This window comes from Mesorhizobium sp. C395A (assembly GCF_030323205.1).
GTDB lineage: Bacteria > Pseudomonadota > Alphaproteobacteria > Rhizobiales > Rhizobiaceae > Mesorhizobium.
On the sequence record NZ_CP100473.1, the window covers coordinates 3665382 to 3682416 of the forward strand.

Annotated in this window: 14 protein-coding genes and 1 pseudogene; 4 read left to right on the forward strand and 11 right to left on the reverse strand. The window is 63.4% G+C overall.

Features of this window, described 5'->3' with window-relative positions:
• Window positions 1–62: 62 nt before the first annotated feature.
• Together NLY37_RS17930 and NLY37_RS17935 are read right to left on the reverse strand one after the other, a co-directional pair.
• On the reverse strand, window positions 63–1049 hold the full coding sequence (locus NLY37_RS17930; RefSeq protein WP_023740884.1) for an aldo/keto reductase: 987 nt from the start codon (window positions 1047–1049) through the stop codon (window positions 63–65).
• 237 nt (window positions 1050–1286) lie between these two features.
• Window positions 1287–2027 carry a FadR/GntR family transcriptional regulator gene (locus NLY37_RS17935; protein ID WP_023740883.1) on the reverse strand — a complete coding sequence of 247 codons (741 nt, stop codon included), beginning with the start codon at window positions 2025–2027 and terminating at the stop codon, window positions 1287–1289.
• Between the two features lie 104 nt (window positions 2028–2131).
• On the opposite strand from NLY37_RS17935, the gene NLY37_RS17940 reads away from it, so the two are divergent.
• On the forward strand, window positions 2132–3043 hold the full coding sequence (locus NLY37_RS17940; RefSeq protein ID WP_023740882.1) for an NAD(P)-dependent oxidoreductase: 912 nt from the start codon (window positions 2132–2134) through the stop codon (window positions 3041–3043).
• 160 nt (window positions 3044–3203) lie between these two features.
• On the opposite strand, the gene NLY37_RS17945 is transcribed toward NLY37_RS17940, so the two are convergent.
• From NLY37_RS17945 to NLY37_RS30945, 3 genes are all read right to left on the reverse strand, one after another.
• The gene (locus tag NLY37_RS17945) at window positions 3204–3998 is read right to left on the reverse strand and encodes a DUF3037 domain-containing protein (RefSeq protein WP_023740881.1); all 795 of its coding nucleotides are present in this window, start codon (window positions 3996–3998) and stop codon (window positions 3204–3206) included.
• A complete protein-coding gene (locus NLY37_RS17950) occupies window positions 3995–4816 on the reverse strand; it encodes a HipA family kinase (RefSeq protein WP_156931487.1) in 822 nt (273 codons plus the stop codon). Before NLY37_RS17950 ends, NLY37_RS17945 begins: the two co-directional genes overlap by 4 nt.
• A gap of 217 nt (window positions 4817–5033) precedes the next feature.
• Window positions 5034–5312, reverse strand: coding sequence for a hypothetical protein (locus NLY37_RS30945; protein ID WP_488492020.1), 279 nt, complete (start codon window positions 5310–5312; stop codon window positions 5034–5036).
• A 250-nt stretch (window positions 5313–5562) separates the two neighbouring features.
• On the opposite strand from NLY37_RS30945, the pseudogene NLY37_RS17955 reads away from it, so the two are divergent.
• Window positions 5563–6445, forward strand: a pseudogene (locus NLY37_RS17955) (AraC family transcriptional regulator).
• 285 nt (window positions 6446–6730) lie between these two features.
• On the opposite strand, the gene NLY37_RS17960 reads toward NLY37_RS17955, so the two are convergent.
• Together NLY37_RS17960 and NLY37_RS17965 are read right to left on the reverse strand one after the other, a co-directional pair.
• Entirely contained in the window at window positions 6731–7528 is a 798-nt protein-coding gene (locus NLY37_RS17960) for a FadR/GntR family transcriptional regulator (protein ID WP_023740880.1), read from the reverse strand.
• Between the two features lie 3 nt (window positions 7529–7531).
• Window positions 7532–8974: an FAD-binding oxidoreductase gene (locus tag NLY37_RS17965; protein ID WP_023740879.1), complete on the reverse strand. Its 1443-nt coding sequence runs from the start codon at window positions 8972–8974 to the stop codon at window positions 7532–7534.
• A gap of 157 nt (window positions 8975–9131) precedes the next feature.
• Here NLY37_RS17965 and gloA point away from each other — a divergent pair, with 157 nt between their 5' ends.
• Window positions 9132–9542: a lactoylglutathione lyase gene (gene gloA, locus NLY37_RS17970; RefSeq protein WP_019856614.1), complete on the forward strand. Its 411-nt coding sequence runs from the start codon at window positions 9132–9134 to the stop codon at window positions 9540–9542.
• Between the two features lie 74 nt (window positions 9543–9616).
• Here gloA and NLY37_RS17975 read toward each other — a convergent pair whose 3' ends face one another.
• The 4 genes from NLY37_RS17975 to NLY37_RS17990 all read right to left on the reverse strand — a co-directional run bounded on the left by NLY37_RS17975 (window position 9617) and on the right by NLY37_RS17990 (window position 14311).
• Window positions 9617–10585: an ABC transporter permease gene (locus tag NLY37_RS17975; RefSeq protein ID WP_023740878.1), complete on the reverse strand. Its 969-nt coding sequence runs from the start codon at window positions 10583–10585 to the stop codon at window positions 9617–9619.
• A 4-nt stretch (window positions 10586–10589) separates the two neighbouring features.
• Window positions 10590–12092 (reverse strand): sugar ABC transporter ATP-binding protein, encoded by a 1503-nt coding sequence (locus tag NLY37_RS17980; RefSeq protein ID WP_023740877.1) that lies wholly within the window; start codon window positions 12090–12092, stop codon window positions 10590–10592.
• 5 nt (window positions 12093–12097) lie between these two features.
• Complete coding sequence (locus NLY37_RS17985) at window positions 12098–13138, reverse strand: ABC transporter permease (protein ID WP_245262508.1); 1041 nt, start codon at window positions 13136–13138, stop codon at window positions 12098–12100.
• Between the two features lie 102 nt (window positions 13139–13240).
• Complete coding sequence (locus NLY37_RS17990; protein WP_023683136.1) at window positions 13241–14311, reverse strand: sugar ABC transporter substrate-binding protein; 1071 nt, start codon at window positions 14309–14311, stop codon at window positions 13241–13243.
• A 304-nt stretch (window positions 14312–14615) separates the two neighbouring features.
• On the opposite strand from NLY37_RS17990, the gene NLY37_RS17995 reads away from it, so the two are divergent.
• Window positions 14616–16211 carry a GMC family oxidoreductase gene (locus NLY37_RS17995; protein WP_023740876.1) on the forward strand — a complete coding sequence of 532 codons (1596 nt, stop codon included), beginning with the start codon at window positions 14616–14618 and terminating at the stop codon, window positions 16209–16211.
• Window positions 16212–17035: the final 824 nt, after the last annotated feature.

Genomic DNA, 17035 nt, shown 5'->3' on the forward strand with positions numbered 1-17035 from the left:
GAACGCAATTTGGCCCGGCTGGCCTCTGGTCAGTCAGCCGGTCGAGGGCGGCAGGCGCTGGCTCACCAGCGCTGATGCACGTAGGGCTTGATGTTCTCGTCGTAGACCGCCTCCACCTTGGCCATCAACTCGGAGGACAACGGCGCAAGCTCCGCCGCTTCCGCATTGGAAACCGCCTGCGCCGGATTGCGGGCGCCGGGAATGACAACCGTCACCGCGTCGAACATCAGGATCCAGCGCAGCGCGAATTTCGCCATCGTGGTGTCGCCTGACACCAGCGGCCGCACCTTCTCGACCGCCGCCAGCCCGACCTCATAGGGCACGCCCGAAAACGTCTCGCCGACATCGAAGGCTTCGCCATTCCTGTTGAACAGGCGATGATCGGTGGTCTCGAACTTGGTGTCCGCCCTGAACTTGCCGGACAACAGGCCGCTGGCCAGCGGCACGCGGGCGATGACGGCGACATCGTTCTTTTTCGCCTGGTCGAAGAACAGCTCGGCCGGGCGCTGGCGGAAGGCGTTGAAGATGATCTGCACGCTGACGACGCCGGGATATTGCATCGCCTTCAGCGCCTCTTCGACACGCTCGACGCTGACGCCGTAATTGCGGATCTTGCCCTGCTCCACCAAACGGTCGAGACGCTCGAACACCTCCGGGTGGTAGTAAAGATCGGTCGGCGGGCAATGCAGCTGCACCAGGTCGAGCGTGTCGGTCTCGAGGTATTTCAGGCTGCGGTCGATCCAGCCGTTGAGGTTCTCGACGCTGTAGCCCTCGACCGTCTGCTTCGGCAGCCGCCGTCCGGCCTTTGTGGCGATGAACGGGCGCGCGCCACCGCGTTCCTTCATCACCCGCGCGATCAGCTTTTCCGAACGGCCGTCGCCGTAGACGTCGGCGGTATCGAGGAAGGTGACGCCGGCATCGAGCGCGGCATGCAGGGCGGCGACCGCATCGTCATCATTGACCTCGCCCCAGGCGGCGCCGATCGCCCAGGCGCCGAAGCCGATCTCGCTGACTGATCTGCCGGTACGGCCAAATTTCCGTGACTGCATCTCGCTGTTCCTGACTGCGGCTTCGCCGGCAATGCCGGCTGCAAGATTCCGTTTTTCGGGGAGCCTCATATCGCATGGCAACGCGATTGACATCCCTCTTCGTTGGATTTACCAGATTACAGGGTTGTATGACAACCTGGTAAGAAGGCAACGATTTCGAGTCGGGAGGAACATGTCGCTGATGCGCGAACTCTATCTCGGCGGGGTCGCCGCAGTCCATCAACCGTGGTTGGCTCCCTAATCGTGAACAGCCTTGTCGCGCAGATCCTCGAAGCGGGCATAGCTTTTGGTCAGATGGCTGCGCATGGCGCGGCGCGCGGCGTTGACGTCCCTGGCTTCGATGGCCCCGAGAATGGCGCGATGCTCGCGCTGCATGCGGTCGAGATATTTTTCCCGCTCGGCCTCCGTCATGCGGTCGAGCCGCGTCCAATGGCGCGGGACCATGGCGCTGCCGAACGTGTCGAACAGCCGGGCGAAATTCGGGTTCTGCGTCGCCGCGAGAATGGCGCGGTGGAAGCCGAAATCCTCTTCCGAGCCGGAGCCGCCGGCGCGCACCGCAGCCTCCAGCGCGTCTAGCCGCGCGCTCATCTGCTGGAGCGCTGCCTCGCTGCGCCGTTCGGCGGCGAGACCGGTCGCTTCCACCTCGATGCCCATGCGCAGTTCCAGCACGCGCAGCACCTCGTCGATCGATTCGAGATCGTCGGGCAGCACGGAAAACGTCTTCGGCGGCGGATCCTTGGCGACGAAGGCGCCGAGCCCCTGGCGCGTGGTAATCAGCCCGCGCGCACGCAGCGCCGCCAGCGCCTCGCGCACCACGGTGCGGCTTACACCCGTGGCGGCGACGATTTCCTGCTCGGTCGGCAGCCGCTGGCCCGGCGCGAGGTCGCCGGATTCGATCTGCGCGATCAAAGTGTTGACCAGACCCGTCCGCAGGTTGGGCGCCTGCGGTATGGCGTCGAAAGTCATGGGCTCCGCCATCGGTGGCACTCCGGTTCGATTCTTGATCAAAGGATTGCATCCACAGGTGTTCGCCGCAAGGTGACGAAAATCTAGCCCGTCGCGCGGGTCATAGGAGGATTCTCATGAAAGAACGCATCGGTTTCATCGGCCTGGGCAGCATGGGCGCCGGCATGGCCGACAATCTGCTGCGCAAAGGCTGGCCGCTGACCGTCCATGTGCACCGCAGCCGCACCGCAGCCGACCGCCTGATCGCGGCCGGCGCTACCGAAGCCGCCAGCCCGCGCGAACTCGCTGCCGCCTCAGACATCGTCATCCTCTGCGTCACCGGCTCGCGCGAGGTCGAAGCGCTGGTCAAAGGTCCCGACGGGCTGGTTGCGGCCGCCAAGCCGCTGCTGATCATCGACTGCTCGACCTCCAACCCGTCCTCGACGACCGCACTTGCCACCGACCTCGCCACGCAAGGCATCACCCTGATCGACGCGCCGCTGGCGCGCACGCCCAAGGAAGCCGCCGAAGGCAAACTCGACGTCATGGTCGGCGGTGCGGCCGAAGTGGTCGCCCCCGCACGCCCGGTGCTCGAAGCCTTTGCCGCGCGCGTCGTTCCCACCGGCCCGACCGGCAGCGGCCACACCATGAAGCTGCTCAACAATTTCGTCTCGATGGGCTATTCCGCCATCTATTCCGAAGCGCTGACGCTGGGCGCCAAAGCCGGCCTGACGCCGCAGGTCTTCAACAGCGTCATCTCCGGCAGCCGCATGGATTGCGGCTTCTACCAGGCCTTCTTCGATTTCATCCTCAACCGCAACGAAAACGCCCAACGCTTCGCAATCGTCAACGCGCTGAAAGACATGACCTACCTCGCCTCCTTCGCGCAATCAGCCGGCGTGGCCAACCCGATCGGCGCTGCGGTGCGCAATGGCTTTGCCACGGCGGTCACCACCGGCCACGGCGAGAAATTCGTGCCGGCGCTGTCGGATATTGTTGCGGGGTTGAACGGGGTGTCGCTGGTGGAGGCGACATCACCGGGCCAATAGAAAACGGGTGGATTCGGGCGCAAGCCAACGGTCCCTACATCCTGTAGCCATTGGCGTGAAATCCGAGCGGCTCAACGGAGCCGCCCGGAAGCTTAAAGCATATGAAGGCGAAAGGGGTTTGAAACCGCGATTGACAAATTGCAAGGCGTCGAACGCGGAACTAGCGATGGAGGACGTAATTCTGGCGAATGTCCCTAACCAACGGCTCGATCTCATTTAGGGTATAGAATCGGACATGGTGGCGGTCCATTTGCTCCGCAATCATGTTTACGAATTCCGCATCCTGTGCCTGCGCATCGTCCCCGACCACCACTAAGCGAGCAGGTCGATCAAGGGCGGTTTCTTGGTAAAGAAGTTCGCCTTCTATCATATGCGGGCTGGCGCGGTTGAGCGCCTTATCCGGGTCACCCGCAAGCGACACGGCGTCAATCAGATTGAAGGCTCCATTCTGATAGGCAAAGGGAACCTCGATCTTTACGCCTCCGGAAAGATGGACGGGGTCAGGCTTCACGAGGAAGTCTTCGACGCCATTAGAACGAAAAGCTTGCGCCAGTTTTGTCGACAGCCTTTGGCCGCGCGGCGAGCTGGGTACCTCACCAACCAGCTTTTCGAACAGTTCGCTGACAAGCTTCTCGGGGTCTTTAACCAACACAGATCGAACCGGGGACAGGCGAACCTTCCCAGACCTAAGCCCTATAAATTTCTCGATCTTTTCCCTGTCCCAGCCGTTACCAAATTCATACCGCAATCGACCTTCCATCGATTCTTTCAGGTGCTGAAAATGGTTACCGAGATGGATTTTGAACGCCTGCTCGGCGCGGCGCGGGCTATGGCTAAACTTCACAAAAACCGAAGCATGAGCGAACACAATGACGCCAATGTTCACAAACTCAGCCCGCTCCGGGAACTCTGAGTATTGAACGAGCGAAAAATAGCCTTGTGACTCTCGGATCATTTTACCAACCCCGGGATTTCCGGTTCATCCACCAATCGCCCTGAGATCGTGTTCACCACATATTGGCCGCGCTCACAAATCAAATCGACCAGCGAGAGCGCGGCGTTGGGGCCAAAGCCCCATTGTGCAGGAATAGAATTAACGACTTCAACCACGAAATCGCGCTTTAATTGAGACAGCTTCTCGACGGCGCGCTTGACTGACTTCGCGTCGATATATGGATCGAAGGCCGGAAACTTACCATATACATTTGGGTCTAGGACCCATGCCTCAGGGGCCGGCCCCATAGGAAAATCAACGTCATTCCCAATAAAACAGCTTGAATGATCGATGGGGACAAGATCGTATTTACGACGCCCCTCAGCCTTCACATAAAGTAGGTTGTCGGCGTTGTCTTGTCCATCAAAAAACCGGTCCCAATTGCGGACCCACGTATCGAAAACAACCAGCAACGCCACGTCACCAGGCTCTCGGAGACGAGACAAAAAAGTGTCTCCTCCGTCGTGTGGGGTTCCATCAACGGCGCGTGAAAAGAACATGGGCGGCACCATGCGCGCCCCATTCCTTTCCATAGTCAGGTCTATTTGACAGTCGTGGACTATGGCAAACGGCGGCACCTTGAGGCCAAGCCAAGAAGCCAATTCTCCAGACACCAATTCCGACACAAGTATCGCAGAACCCATCGGATTTCCCATCGATTTGAGAAATCCCTCGCCTGAATCTGTGTCCACCCGGATCGGGCTGGTGCTTGAACCAAACGACTCTATTTCCCGACGCACCTCCGCCGGCTGACATACCGCCCCACATGCAAGAGCCATGATGCTCCACCCATCCCAATTCGGATTGCATACATCGCATCCCGAACGGAATCGAGTCTTGGGTACACGAAGTATAACATACTGCTTTGTTTTGGTTAGTTTGTTGATAGGTCAGGCATTGGCCAGTCGCGTCTATGATAGCTGCTTCGGCGCGTTGCGTATGGCGAGTAGCTTCTTATCCTCAGTCTCACCTGTCGCCAGTGCGGGTGCTTATCGGTCATGATAATGCGTGAGGATGCATGGACCGTTTGCCTGAGAAGGTTCGCGGTTTCAGTGAGCATCCATCATGGCCGTCGATGTGTTCGAAATGAGCGCGCATCCCATTGTTGCTTTCGCGGTGTGCACGGACAGCGCCATGGCACTCTGGGCAACGCTTCGGAATTTTGGGATTTAGACCAAGCGCTTGGTCGATCGTGAGGTACGACCAACCATCGACTACCTTCATTTCGCAGGCATCCATTTCCATCCGACGAATATGGCATTCAACGCCGGACATTCAAAGGCGGAAATTCGACCGTCAGCCCGCCCGCGCACAGCCTTCCGCAATCTCGAATGCCGCAGCGGAGACGCTGCCCCTCGCGCCCGTGATGCCGACTCCGCAGCCGCATCGCTCTCGAGCAGACCTGGCGCACCTCCAAGCACCCGCCTAGCGAACAGCCATCCATCCGTGTCAAACCGCAATATCGGTCGAGCGCGAAATGCCCTGACGCGCCTATCTGGTGTCGCCACGCAGGACGAGACGTTTGATGACCCCACTTGAAAACTACCATGCCCGGATGCGGCGGGTGCTGGATCATATCGACCAGCATCTCGACGACGATCTGGGCCTGGAAGCGTTGAGCGGCGTCGCGGTGTTCTCGAAATACCATTTCCACCGGCAGTTCACGTCAACCTTCGGCTTGTCCGTGCATCGCTATGTCCAGCTCGCCCGCCTGAAGCGCGCTTCGTACCGGCTTGCCGAGAGCGACGCCCAAAGCGTCACCGACATAGCGATGGATGCCGGCTACGACGCACCGGATGCCTTCGCCCGCGCCTTTCGGCAACGGTTCGGACAATCGCCTTCGTCGTTCCGGAAGTCTCCCGACTGGGGGGCGTGGCTCATGGCCTTCGGGCCGCTCGACAAAGCAAGGACCACGCTCATGCAGATAATCTTCGAACCCGACGACGTGATGATCCGCGATGTGCCGCCGACGCCGGTGGCGATCATGGAGCATCGCGGCGACCGGGCGACGCTCCAGGACACCATCCAGCGCTTCATCGCCTGGCGCAAGGCCGCCGGCCTGTCGCCCGAGACCAGTTCGACCTTCAACATCTTCCGTTCCGAAAGGGAGCCGGCGAACCCGGCCGATTACAGCATGGACATCTGTGCCGGAACCGAGCTGCCGGTAGAGGGTGGGCCGATCGAGGACGCGCAGATGAAGGCCGGCGTCATCCCCGGCGGACGCTGCGCGGTGCTGCGCTACCCCGGCAACACCAACAATCTCGAGCCGGCAGCACTTTACCTCTATCGCGAATGGCTTCCGGCCAGCGGCGAGGAGGCGCGACTTTCCGGTGTATTGCCAGCGACACTTTTCGTCGAACGGACCGGTGCGCGAGGTGGTGCTTGAGCTGTTTCTGCCGCTGAAATAGCGCGGTGGGGTGGCGGCCTATCTCCGGCCCTGAGCTGGTTGAGCCGACGACCGAGTGAAATCTGATATGGCGCTCCCCACTCCGTCTCGGCTTCGCCGAGCCACCTCTACCCCCACATTCGTGGGGAGAGGAAACCCAAGCTTTTGAAGGGCTGCGATCTCGGAGATTGGCATTTCCTCATCCCCCATGAAATGGGGTAGAGGTGGCTCGGCGAAGCCGAGACGGAGTGGGGGTCAGCGCTGCCATAGGCGATTGGCCCAGCGCGCGGACAAGGCAAGGCTATCCCTAAGCCTGCCCGCGCACAGCCTTTCGCAACCGCGAATGCCGCACCGGAGACGCCACTTCCTGCACCGGCGCACCAGGCTCCGCAGCTTCCCTCTCATGCAACCCCACCCGCAGCGCAGCGCCCGCTAGGTGGTCGCGCATGGCGGCTTGTGCTCCTTCGGCGTCGCCGGCACGGATCGCTCTCAGGATGCGCTCATGTTCGCCGAGCGTAATGCGGGCCATGTCGTCCGACTTTTGCTGGTTGCCGGCGGCGAGAATGCTTTCGCGCACCCGCTCGGACACGAAGACCAGGAATTGGCCCATGTAGGAATTGCGCGTCGCCTCGGCGACGGTGCGGTGGAATTCGAGGTCGCTGCGCAGCCAGGCGACGCTGCCATAGGGGGCGGCGCGCATGCCGGACAGCGCATCGCCCATGGCTTTGAGATCGGCGTCGCTGCGCCGCTTGGCGGCAAGGGCCGCCGCCTGCACTTCGAGGATACCACGCAGTTCGAACAGATTGCGAAACGAGTCGGCGCGCTGCAGCGTCTCATGGTCGATGGTCAGCACCGTCGGGTTGTTGCTCTCGACCACGAAGGCGCCGCGCCCCTGCTGCGACCAGATTCGGCCTTCCGAGCGCAGCCGCGCGATCGCCTCGCGCACCACGTTGCGGCTGACCCCGAAAGTGGTTGCCAGCGCCGCCTCGGTCGGCAGCTGGTCACCCGGCTTCAGCCGGCCTTGCGCGATCTCGCGCGAGATGGAACTGGCCACCAGAGTGGAGAGGTGTGGGCCGCGATTGACCTTGTCGAGTTTCAGCGTCATCGCTCACCTATAGTCGACGGCGGGTGCGGACGCCAGAATGCGGCCGTTGCTGAGAATGTGGCGCGGGTCGAATGCGTCCTTGATGCCGGCGGCGAGGTCGAGCGTCACCGGATCGATGCGTTCGAGGAACGCCTTCTGCTTGACCCGGCCGATGCCGTGCTCGGCGCTGATAGAGCCGCCATAGCGATCGACGACGGTGAAGATCTCGGCTTCCGCCTGCTCGAACAGATGTTCCATCGCCTCGGTGCCCATGCCTTCCGGCGGCACGACGTTGAGGTGGATGTTGCCGTCGCCGACATGGCCGTAGGTGACGGCCAGCGCGTCGGGCCGGGCTTTCTCCAAGGCGGCCAGCGCATCGGTGACGAAATCGGCAAGCCTGGAGATCGGCACCGACACATCGGTGCGCAGGTAGCGCCCGCCCCTGCCCTGCCGCTCGACCATGATCTCGCGGTAGAGCCACAACCGCTCACCTTGAGCCCTGGTCGAAGCGATGACGCCGTCCTCGACGATGTCCTCGACGCTGCCGAGAAACCCCAGCAGCATATTGGAGAGGTCGATCAGCCCGCCCGACGACACCTCGATCAGCACATAGACGGGATAGGGCTGGCTGAGCGGATCGGGAAAATCCTGGCCTTCGCGCATGGTGATCTCGATGCCGCCGCGCAGGATCAGTTCGAAGGCGGTGAGCAAATCGCTGCAATCGCGCCGCGCCCTTGCATAGAGTGCCATCGCGTCCTCGACGGAACGCAGGCCAACCAGCGCGGTTTCGATCTGCGTCGGCTTGGGGAATAGTTTCAGCGCCGCCGCGGTGACGATGCCTAGCGTGCCCTCCGAGCCGATGAAGATCTGCTTCAGATCATAGCCGCGGTTGTCCTTGCGCAGCACTTTCAGCCCGTTCCAGATGCGGCCGTCGGCCAGCACCACTTCGAGGCCAAGCACCAGGTCGCGCGTCATGCCGTAGCGCAGCACGTTGAAGCCACCGGCATTGGTGGCGACATTGCCGCCGATGCGGCAGCTGCCTTGCGCGCCGAAGGTGATCGGCAGCAGGCAGTCGCTCGCTTCAGCCTCGCGCTTGGCGTCCTCGAGGATGCAGCCGGCCTCGACCACCATGGCAAAGTCGATCGGGCTGATCGAACGGATACGGTTCATGCGCTCCAGCGAGATGACGATCTCGCCGCCATCCGCCGCCACTGCGGCGCCCACGAGCCCGGTCAGGCCGCCTTGCGGCACCACCGGAATGCGCTCGGCATGGCAGAACCGCATCAGCGCCGACATCTCCTCCACCGAAGAGGGCCGCGCCACGGCCAGCGGCCGGCCGAAATGATCGCCCGACCAATCGCGGCTGTAGCGCGCCAGATCCACTTCCTCGGTCAGCAGCCCGCCATTCGGCAGCAGGCCGGCCAGGGCTGCGATCTGCGATGCGGAGGTTGGCAGCACGGCATTCATGGATTGGCTCTAGGCCCCTCGGCAAAACGACTGGACAAATACCGACGTTGTCGTGTTATCATACAACCCTGATTGAGAACATCAAGCGAGGCTTGCCGCCAAGCGTGCGATGTGGATGATCAGACCCGCAAATCACAGAATTCGGAGGACTTCCCCAATGAGCGACGCCCCGGGCTTTCGCTATATGCACACCATGATCAGGGTGCTCGACCTTGACAAGTCGATCGCCTTCTACACCGAGGTGCTCGGCATGACCCTGCTGCGCCGCGACGACTACCCCGGCGGCAAGTTCACCAACGCCTTTGTCGGCTATGGCCCCGAGGACAAGGAAGCCGTCGTCGAGCTGACGCTGAACTGGGGCCGCGAGGAGCCCTACGAGATCGGCACCGGCTTCGGCCATCTGGCGCTCGGCGTCAACGACATCTACGCCGTCTGCGCCGAACTGGAAAAGCGCGGCGCCAAGATCCCGCGCAAGCCCGGCCCGATGCAGCACGGCACCACCCACATCGCTTTCGTCGAAGACCCCGACGGCTACAAGATCGAGCTGATCGGCCTCGACACGATGTGATCCGATCGGGCCGGACCGCATCGGCCTCGCGCCGATGCGGTCCCGTCCTGTCCGCGCTTGCCTGGGAGGCGGGATCACTTGATGACCGCGATCTTGCTGCGGTCGATGGTAATGGCGACGGCGGCAATGAGCACCGCGCCGAACACCATGTTTTCCAGGAAAATATTGACGCCGACGAAGGTCATGCCGATGCGCACGATCGAGATGATCAGCGCGCCGACCGCCGTGCGGGCAACGCCGCCGAGCCCGCCGGTGATCGCCGTGCCGCCGACGATTACGGCGGCGATGGCCGGCAGCAGCAGCTGGTTGGCCAGCACCGGCGAACCGCTCGACAGCCTGGCTGCCAGCACGACGCCGGCGATGGCCGCGAGCATACCCGACGCGGCAAAGGCGATGATCTTGGTGCGGTCGACATTGATGCCGGCCGCCCACGCCGCCGGTTCGCCGGCGCCGACCGCGATCGCTTGCCGGCCGAAGCGCGTGTAGCGCAGCGCCAGAAAGGCGGCGATGCCGATGACCGCCGAAATCAGCACCACCACCGGAATGCCGCTGATGGTGGCGTTGATCCACGCCGTGTTTTCTCGGCCACCTTCCTCGATGGTGATGGCGCGGCCATTGGAGACCCAGAGCGCCAGGCCGGTGACCACGCCGCCGGTGGCGAGTGTCGCCACGAAGGACGGCACGCGCAGCTTGACGTGGACGACGCCGCTCAACACTCCGAAGGCGAGCCCCGACAGGATCGCCACCGGGAAGGCAGCAAGGCCGAGCGAGGGCAGCAATTGCGCCAGGATGACGCTGGCCAGCGAAGCCACCGCCTGGATCGACAAATCGATGCCGCCAAGCAGGATGGCGAAGGTGACGCCGGTCGCCAGGATGAACAGCACGGCGGTGTTGGCAAACAAAAGCGCCACGGTCTCGCCGGTCAGGAAGCCGGGCGCGGCGATCTCGATGATCAAAAGCAGCGCTAGCAGCAGCACCAGCGGAATGGCGCCTTGCGTCCACTTGCCCTCGAAAACCCGCCTGATGGAGAACGCTTCATTCATCGGCTCACACCATTGCCCTGAGAAGATCGACCTGGTTCGGCTTGTTGCCCGGGCTGGCATCGAAGCGCGCGGTGATCTCGCCATCGCGCATCACCAGCACCTGGTGCGACAGGCCGATCGTTTCCTCCAGCGTGTCGGAAATCAAAAGAATCGCCACGCCTTGCGCGGAGAGATCGCGCACCAGCTCGTAGACCTCTTCCTTGGCGCCGACATCGAGCCCGCGTGTGGGATGGTCGAGCACCAGGATGCGCGAGCCCGCCGTCATCCAGCGCGCCAGCACCACCTTCTGCTGGTTGCCGCCGCTGAGTTTGCGGCAGGCGGCATCGGGGCCGGGCGCCTTGATGCGCAGCCGCTTGATCCAGTCGGCGGCAAGCCGGCGCTCCTTGCCATAGTCGATGGCGCCATGGCGCATGACGCTGGAGAGATCGGCCAGCGAAATGTTCTCCGCGATCGACAGGAACATCACCAGCCCTTCGAGCCGGCGCTCGCGCGGGACATAGCCGATGCCCTTGCGCACCGCCGGTTCCGGCGAGGAGAAGCGCACGACATCGCCGGCGATTTTCATCTCGCCCGCATCATGCTGGACGAAGCCGCCAACGGTGCGCGTCACCTCCTCGCGGCCGGAGCCGACGACGCCGGCAATGCCGACGATCTCGCCCGCCCGGATCGAGAGATCGACGCCGTGATAGAAACCGTTGGCGCCAAGCCCCTTGGCCTCGACCATCACGATATCGCGCGGCGCCAGCTGGCGGGCCTCGCGGAAATATTCGGCCTGCAGGCCGCGCCCGACCATGATCTCGTGCAGCTCCGGCGCGGTGACTTCGGCTGCACGATGTTCGGCAACGACGGCGCCGTCCTTCATCGTGTAGACGCGATCGGAAATATTGAGCACCTCGTCGAGCCGGTGCGAGACGAACACAAAACTGGCGCGGGATTTAAGCGAGCGCACCCGCGCGAACAGCACCTCGATGTCGGCGGCGTTGAGCACCGAGGTCGGCTCGTCGAGCAGGATGAGCAACTGCCGCTCGACCACTTCTTCCAGGGTCAGCGCCTTGGCGAGCTCGACCATCTGGCGCGCGGCGAAGGTGAGTTCGGAGGTGCGCGCGGTGACGTCGATGTCGATGCCGATCTTGGCCAGTTGCCGCCGCGCCGCCGCGTTCATGGCGCGCCAATTGACGAGGCCGAAGCGGGTGAAGCGGTCCTCTTCGCCGAGATAGATGTTTTCGGCAACCGTCAGGTTCAGCACCAGCGACTGCTCCTGGAACACCATGCCGATGCCATGCCTGGCCGCATCACGGGCGTTGCGCATGCGCAGCTGTTCGCCATCCAGCGTGAGCGAGCCGCCATCCGGCCGGTAGCCGCCGGCCAGCACCCGCATCAGCGTCGACTTGCCGGCGCCGTTCTCGCCGATCAGCCCGACAACTTCATTGGGCCGCACCTCGATGGAGACGTCGCGCAGCGCCTGGACGCCGGGGAAATTCTTGATGATGTTGGACGCCTGCAGCATGGCGTTCACTTGACGATTTTCAGGCGGACACGGTCGAGCGACAGCGCCACCGCGGCGATGATCATCAGACCCTGCACCGTCTGCTGGATGTAGGGCGAGATGCCGAGCAGGATCATGCCATTGGCAAGCACGGTGACGATCAGCACACCGATCAGCGTGTTGACGACGCCGCCCTCGCCGCCGGTCAAAGCGGTGCCGCCGACGACCACTGCGGTGACCGCTGCAAACAGCCTGCCGTCGCCGATGACGGCGTGCGACTGGCCGAGCTGTGCCGCGGCCAGCACGCCGGCAATGCCGAAGAAGAACCCTGCCAGCGCAAAAGCGGTGATGCGCACGCGCACGACATTGACGCCGGAGAGCTTGGCGACATCCTCGTCGCCGCCGATCGCCAATATGTGGCGGCCGAGCTTGGTGTGATACTGGATGACAGTGGCGAGCAGGAAGGCGCCGAACGCGACCCAGACCGCCACCGGCAGGCCGAGGAAACGGTGCAAGGCCAGGTCGCGGATCGAGGCGTCGTTCAGCTTGATGGCCGTGCCGCCCAGCATATAGACCGACAGGCCGAGGCCGATGAACCACATGCCGAGCGTGCCCATGAAGGACGGGATGCGCAGCATGGTCTGGACGAGACCGCTGACGAAGCCCATGGCGGTGCCGGCGGCGATGGCAGCGAGCACCGCCCACCAGCCATAGTCGTTGCCGTTGCCGTCATTGGCGGCGAGCAGCACAAGCACCATCGCCGCCACCGAAAGCGTGCCTTCGACTGCGAGGTCGATGCTGCCCATCAGGATGATGAAGGTCAGCCCCATGGCCAGCGTCAGCGGCACGGCGGCGGAATTCGCAAGCCGCACCAGATTGCGCAGCTCGATGAAATTGGGATTGGCAATGGCGATGAGTACGCAGAGTACAATCAGCACCGCCAGCGGCGCCAGGCTGCGCCAGCGCCTGCCGCCCAGGAATGTCGCGATGCGGCCGGGGAACGGTGTCATGGGCGTCGTCCGCTCGATGTCCGAAACGGACTTCAGGGGTTCTGTATGGATTGTCAAGAAACCGCTTCCCGTCTGCTGGTGACAGCCGTCGCGACAAGGGGATCGCGACGGCTGCGGGAGGAAGCGGGCCGCCAGGGAGTTGCAGCCCACTCCGATGGATCAGGTGCGGATTGCTCCGGTGACCCGGCCCCACAGATCGTTCCAGTCGATCTCGGGCTTCGCATCGACATTGGTCTTGTAATATTCCTCGACATTGTCGTGCGAGATCAGCACCGCCTTGCCGTAGAACTCGCGGTGCTCCGGGGGCTCCTTGGTCGGGTCGAACTTGCCGATCTTGGCGTTGTAGCCGATGGCTAGACCCATGCCGCCCTGCCAGAACGGATCCGAAGTGACCGTGCAGGCGAACTCGCCGGTGCGCACCGCATCGACCGCCGTCTTGATGCCGTCGACGCCGACGATCGGCACCTTGCCGGCGAGATTTTCGGCACGCAGCGCTTCCAGTGCGCCGGAGCCCATATCGTCATTGGCCGCCCAGATGCCCTTGATGTCGTCGCCGAAGCGGGTGAGCAGATTGCCCATCAGGTCGAAGGCTTCGGTCGACTTCCAGTTGGCGACCTGAAAGTCGAGCAGCTTGATGTCCGGGTTGGCGGCGAGCGCCGCATCGAGGCCCTTCTTGCGTTCGATCGCCGCCGTGGTCGAGATCAGGCCGCCGAGTGCGACGATGCCGCCCTTGCCGCCAATGGTCTTGAACAGGATCTCGGCGATGGTCTTGCCGCTGTCGATGCCGTCGAACTCGATATGCGAGACATAGTTCGGGTTGAAATCCTTCGGGTGCAGATCCCCAGGCTTGTTCCACTGCGTCACCACATAGGCGCCGGCCTTGGCGCAGGCCTCGACGATCGGGCGCGCATCGGGCGTGTCGTTGGGATCGGAATTCAGCACCATGTTGCCGCCGGTCTTGGCCAGCATCGCCTTGATGTCGGCAATGCCCTTCTCGCTGTTGCCTTCCGAAACCAGCGTGACGTGTTCCAGCCCGGCCCATTTGGCATACGCTTCGGCGCCGGTCTTCCACACCGCGTGATAGGGGTTGGACAGCGAGCGGATCGACGTCACCAGAGTCGGCTTGTCCTGCGCGCGCAGCACGCTCGGCATGGCGAGTGCCGCCACGCCGGCGGTGGCGCCCATCATCAGCGTGCGCCGGTTGACCGCAAAATTCTTCGTGTCGTTCATACCTCGAAACCTCCCGATTGAATTCTGTTCCGCCCGGCATCTTGCGCAGGGAGCGCGGCCGGGACCTCCTGGTGAGGATCGTCGAGCTCCTCCACTTGTACGACAACCCTTCAACACGATAACCATACCCTTTCTCTTGACGCGGCACAAGCGACTTGAGATCGTCGCGCGCAAGAGGAGGGCGGTGATTTTCATCGCCCGCCGGAGCATGATCCCTAGAAGTGGGAACCGGTTTTCTCGGACAAATCGGGAAACCGTTTTGTCCGGGAGATCATGCTCCAACAAAGAGAACCCGGGAGTGGAAATGACGGATTACATCATTGTCGGCGGCGGTTCGGCTGGCTGCATTCTGGCCGCCCGGCTGAGCGAGGACCCGGACGTGTCCGTCGTGCTGCTCGAGGCCGGTCCGCCCGACACCGATCGCTACATCCATCTGCCGGTCGGCTTCTTCAAGATGACGTCGGGGCCGCTGATCTGGGGCTATGACACCGCGCCCGGCAAGGAAATCGACGGCCGCACCATGGTCTATCCGCAGGCCCGCGTGCTGGGCGGGGGCTCCTCGATCAACGCCCAGGTGTTCACCCGCGGTTGCCCGCAGGATTATGACGGCTGGGCGGCTGACGCCGGCTGTGCCGGCTGGAGCTATGCCGACGTGCTGCCCTACTTCGTCCGCTCCGAGGGCAACGACACTTTTGCCGATGCGCAGCATGGCATTGACGGCCCGCTCGGCGTCTCCAGCGGCGCGCCGCATCCGCTGACCCGCATCTTCGTCAAGGCGGCGCAGCAGGCGGGCCTTCCTTTCCGCGCCGACTTCAACGCCGGTGAGCAGGCGGGCGCCGGCTTCTACCAGACGACGACGCGTCGGGGGAAACGCTCGAGCACGGCGGTCGCCTATCTGAAGCCGGCGCTCGGCCGCAAGAATCTGACGCTACGCACCGACGCCTCCGTCAGCCGCATCGTGGTCGAGAACGGCCGCGCCATCGGTGTCGAGATCATCGTCAATGGCCGCACCGAACTGCTCCGCGCCGAGCGCGAAGTCATCGTCGCCGCCGGCGCCATCGGCTCGCCGAAATTGCTGATGCTGTCCGGCATCGGCCCGGCCGTGCATCTCGGCCATCACGGCATCGAGGTGGTCCACGATTCCAAAAACGTCGGCCAGAATCTGCACGATCACATGGACGTCGATGTCGTCGCCGAGCTCAACGGACCGCACGGCATCGACCGTTACAAGAAGAAGCGCTGGCAAGCGGTCGCCGGTCTTGAATATGCGCTGTTCGGCAAGGGGCCGGTGGCCTCCAACATCGTCGAGGCCGGCGGCTTCTGGTGGGGCGACCGCGCGGAGAAGACGCCGGACATCCAGTTCCATTTCCTGCCCGGCGCCGGCGTCGAGGAAGGCATCGGCTCGGTTCCCGGCGGCAATGGCTGCACGCTGAACTCCTACCATGTGCGCCCGCGTTCGCGCGGCAGCGTCACGCTCAAGTCCGCGGACCTGCGCGATGCGCCCATCATCGACCCCAACCCGTTCGCCGAGCGCTATGATCTCGAACGCGCCATCGACGGCATCGAGATCAGCCGCGAAATCCTGTCGCAGCCAGCCTTCGCCAGATACATCAGCCGCGAGCATCTGCCCGGCAAGGCGATGCAGGGGCGCTCAGCACTCGAAGCCTTCGCCCGAGAACATGGCCGCAGCGCCTATCACCCAGTCGGCACCTGCCGGATGGGCGGCGATGCCGACAGCGTCGTCGACCCCGAGCTTCGCGTGCGCGGGCTGCAAGGCCTGCGCGTCTGCGACAGCTCGGTCATGCCGAGCATCGTGTCGTCGAACACCAACGCCGCCGTGGTCATGATTGCGGAGAAGGCGGCGGATCTGATTGCGGGGCGAACGCTGCCGGTGGCGTAAGCAGGACAATCGCATGTGGTGGCGCCATGCGATTGCCCTGCCTTGAGCACCTGTCGCTGAGCGCATAGCACTCGAACCGCACTAAAAACGACAGCCTCCCGCAGCGCCTTCAACCGACGCTTGCGCAACCCACCAACCGACCGGAAACCCCCGGTTGCGGGCTCGTTGCCGACGCCTGCGCGGGGATATGAAAGCGCTTTTGCGCCAGTCCGCGATCACACCATATGAACCGATCCAACCTCTGCTAGCTTGTGGGCGTGGGACTTGTCCCGCTTTGGCCGGTGCTTCAGGCAACCCCATCCCAACCCCCCGCCCCCTGCGGTACCGGCCATCCCCTCCCCCTTTTGGCGGGCTTCTCGACCTGCCATCCTCAGCCGTCCCTGCCAACTTCGAGGTCGACGAAGAGGCTTGATGCGTTGCATGCAAATCCAAACCATCGGGCAGCGTATCGAGGAATTTCACATCGGCTGTCTGGACGACCCCCTGAAAGGCGACCAGTTCCGGGTCGAGCCGCCTCAGCTCCCGGTTGATGGCCGCCAGGCGCTCCGGTTCGCCCTTCCGTGTTGCAGACATTGAGAATAACGGGGCGTAAGCGCATAGGATTTTTCCTCAATGTTGAACGACCCTCGACGCACGCGACGCGGATAGGTGCCACGATAGGGTTCCGTGTCTGGTGACGTTCAGCGAACCACCGCCTCGATGCGTTCCACGCGGTGCGCGAACGGCTTGGCCATCGGCGCGGTTCGGCTTGCCAAATGCCGCCATGCCGCCCATACACGGCTTGAACAACCGCCCCGAGGGTCCGCGCCCATTTTGCCAAAGGA

Coding starts and splice junctions, on each gene's coding strand:
- NLY37_RS17975 (WP_023740878.1), bottom strand. CDS start 10,585: ATGAATGAAGCGTTCTCCATCAGGCGGGTTTTCGAGGGCAAGTGGACG.
- NLY37_RS17950 (WP_156931487.1), bottom strand. CDS start 4,816: ATGGCTCTTGCATGTGGGGCGGTATGTCAGCCGGCGGAGGTGCGTCGG.
- NLY37_RS17980 (WP_023740877.1), bottom strand. CDS start 12,092: ATGCTGCAGGCGTCCAACATCATCAAGAATTTCCCCGGCGTCCAGGCG.
- NLY37_RS17965 (WP_023740879.1), bottom strand. CDS start 8,974: ATGAATGCCGTGCTGCCAACCTCCGCATCGCAGATCGCAGCCCTGGCC.
- NLY37_RS17940 (WP_023740882.1), top strand. CDS start 2,132: ATGAAAGAACGCATCGGTTTCATCGGCCTGGGCAGCATGGGCGCCGGC.
- NLY37_RS17960 (WP_023740880.1), bottom strand. CDS start 7,528: ATGACGCTGAAACTCGACAAGGTCAATCGCGGCCCACACCTCTCCACT.
- NLY37_RS17930 (WP_023740884.1), bottom strand. CDS start 1,049: ATGCAGTCACGGAAATTTGGCCGTACCGGCAGATCAGTCAGCGAGATC.
- gloA (WP_019856614.1), top strand. CDS start 9,132: ATGAGCGACGCCCCGGGCTTTCGCTATATGCACACCATGATCAGGGTG.
- NLY37_RS17945 (WP_023740881.1), bottom strand. CDS start 3,998: ATGATCCGAGAGTCACAAGGCTATTTTTCGCTCGTTCAATACTCAGAG.
- NLY37_RS17935 (WP_023740883.1), bottom strand. CDS start 2,027: ATGGCGGAGCCCATGACTTTCGACGCCATACCGCAGGCGCCCAACCTG.
- NLY37_RS30945 (WP_488492020.1), bottom strand. CDS start 5,312: ATGTCCGGCGTTGAATGCCATATTCGTCGGATGGAAATGGATGCCTGC.
- NLY37_RS17990 (WP_023683136.1), bottom strand. CDS start 14,311: ATGAACGACACGAAGAATTTTGCGGTCAACCGGCGCACGCTGATGATG.
- NLY37_RS17995 (WP_023740876.1), top strand. CDS start 14,616: ATGACGGATTACATCATTGTCGGCGGCGGTTCGGCTGGCTGCATTCTG.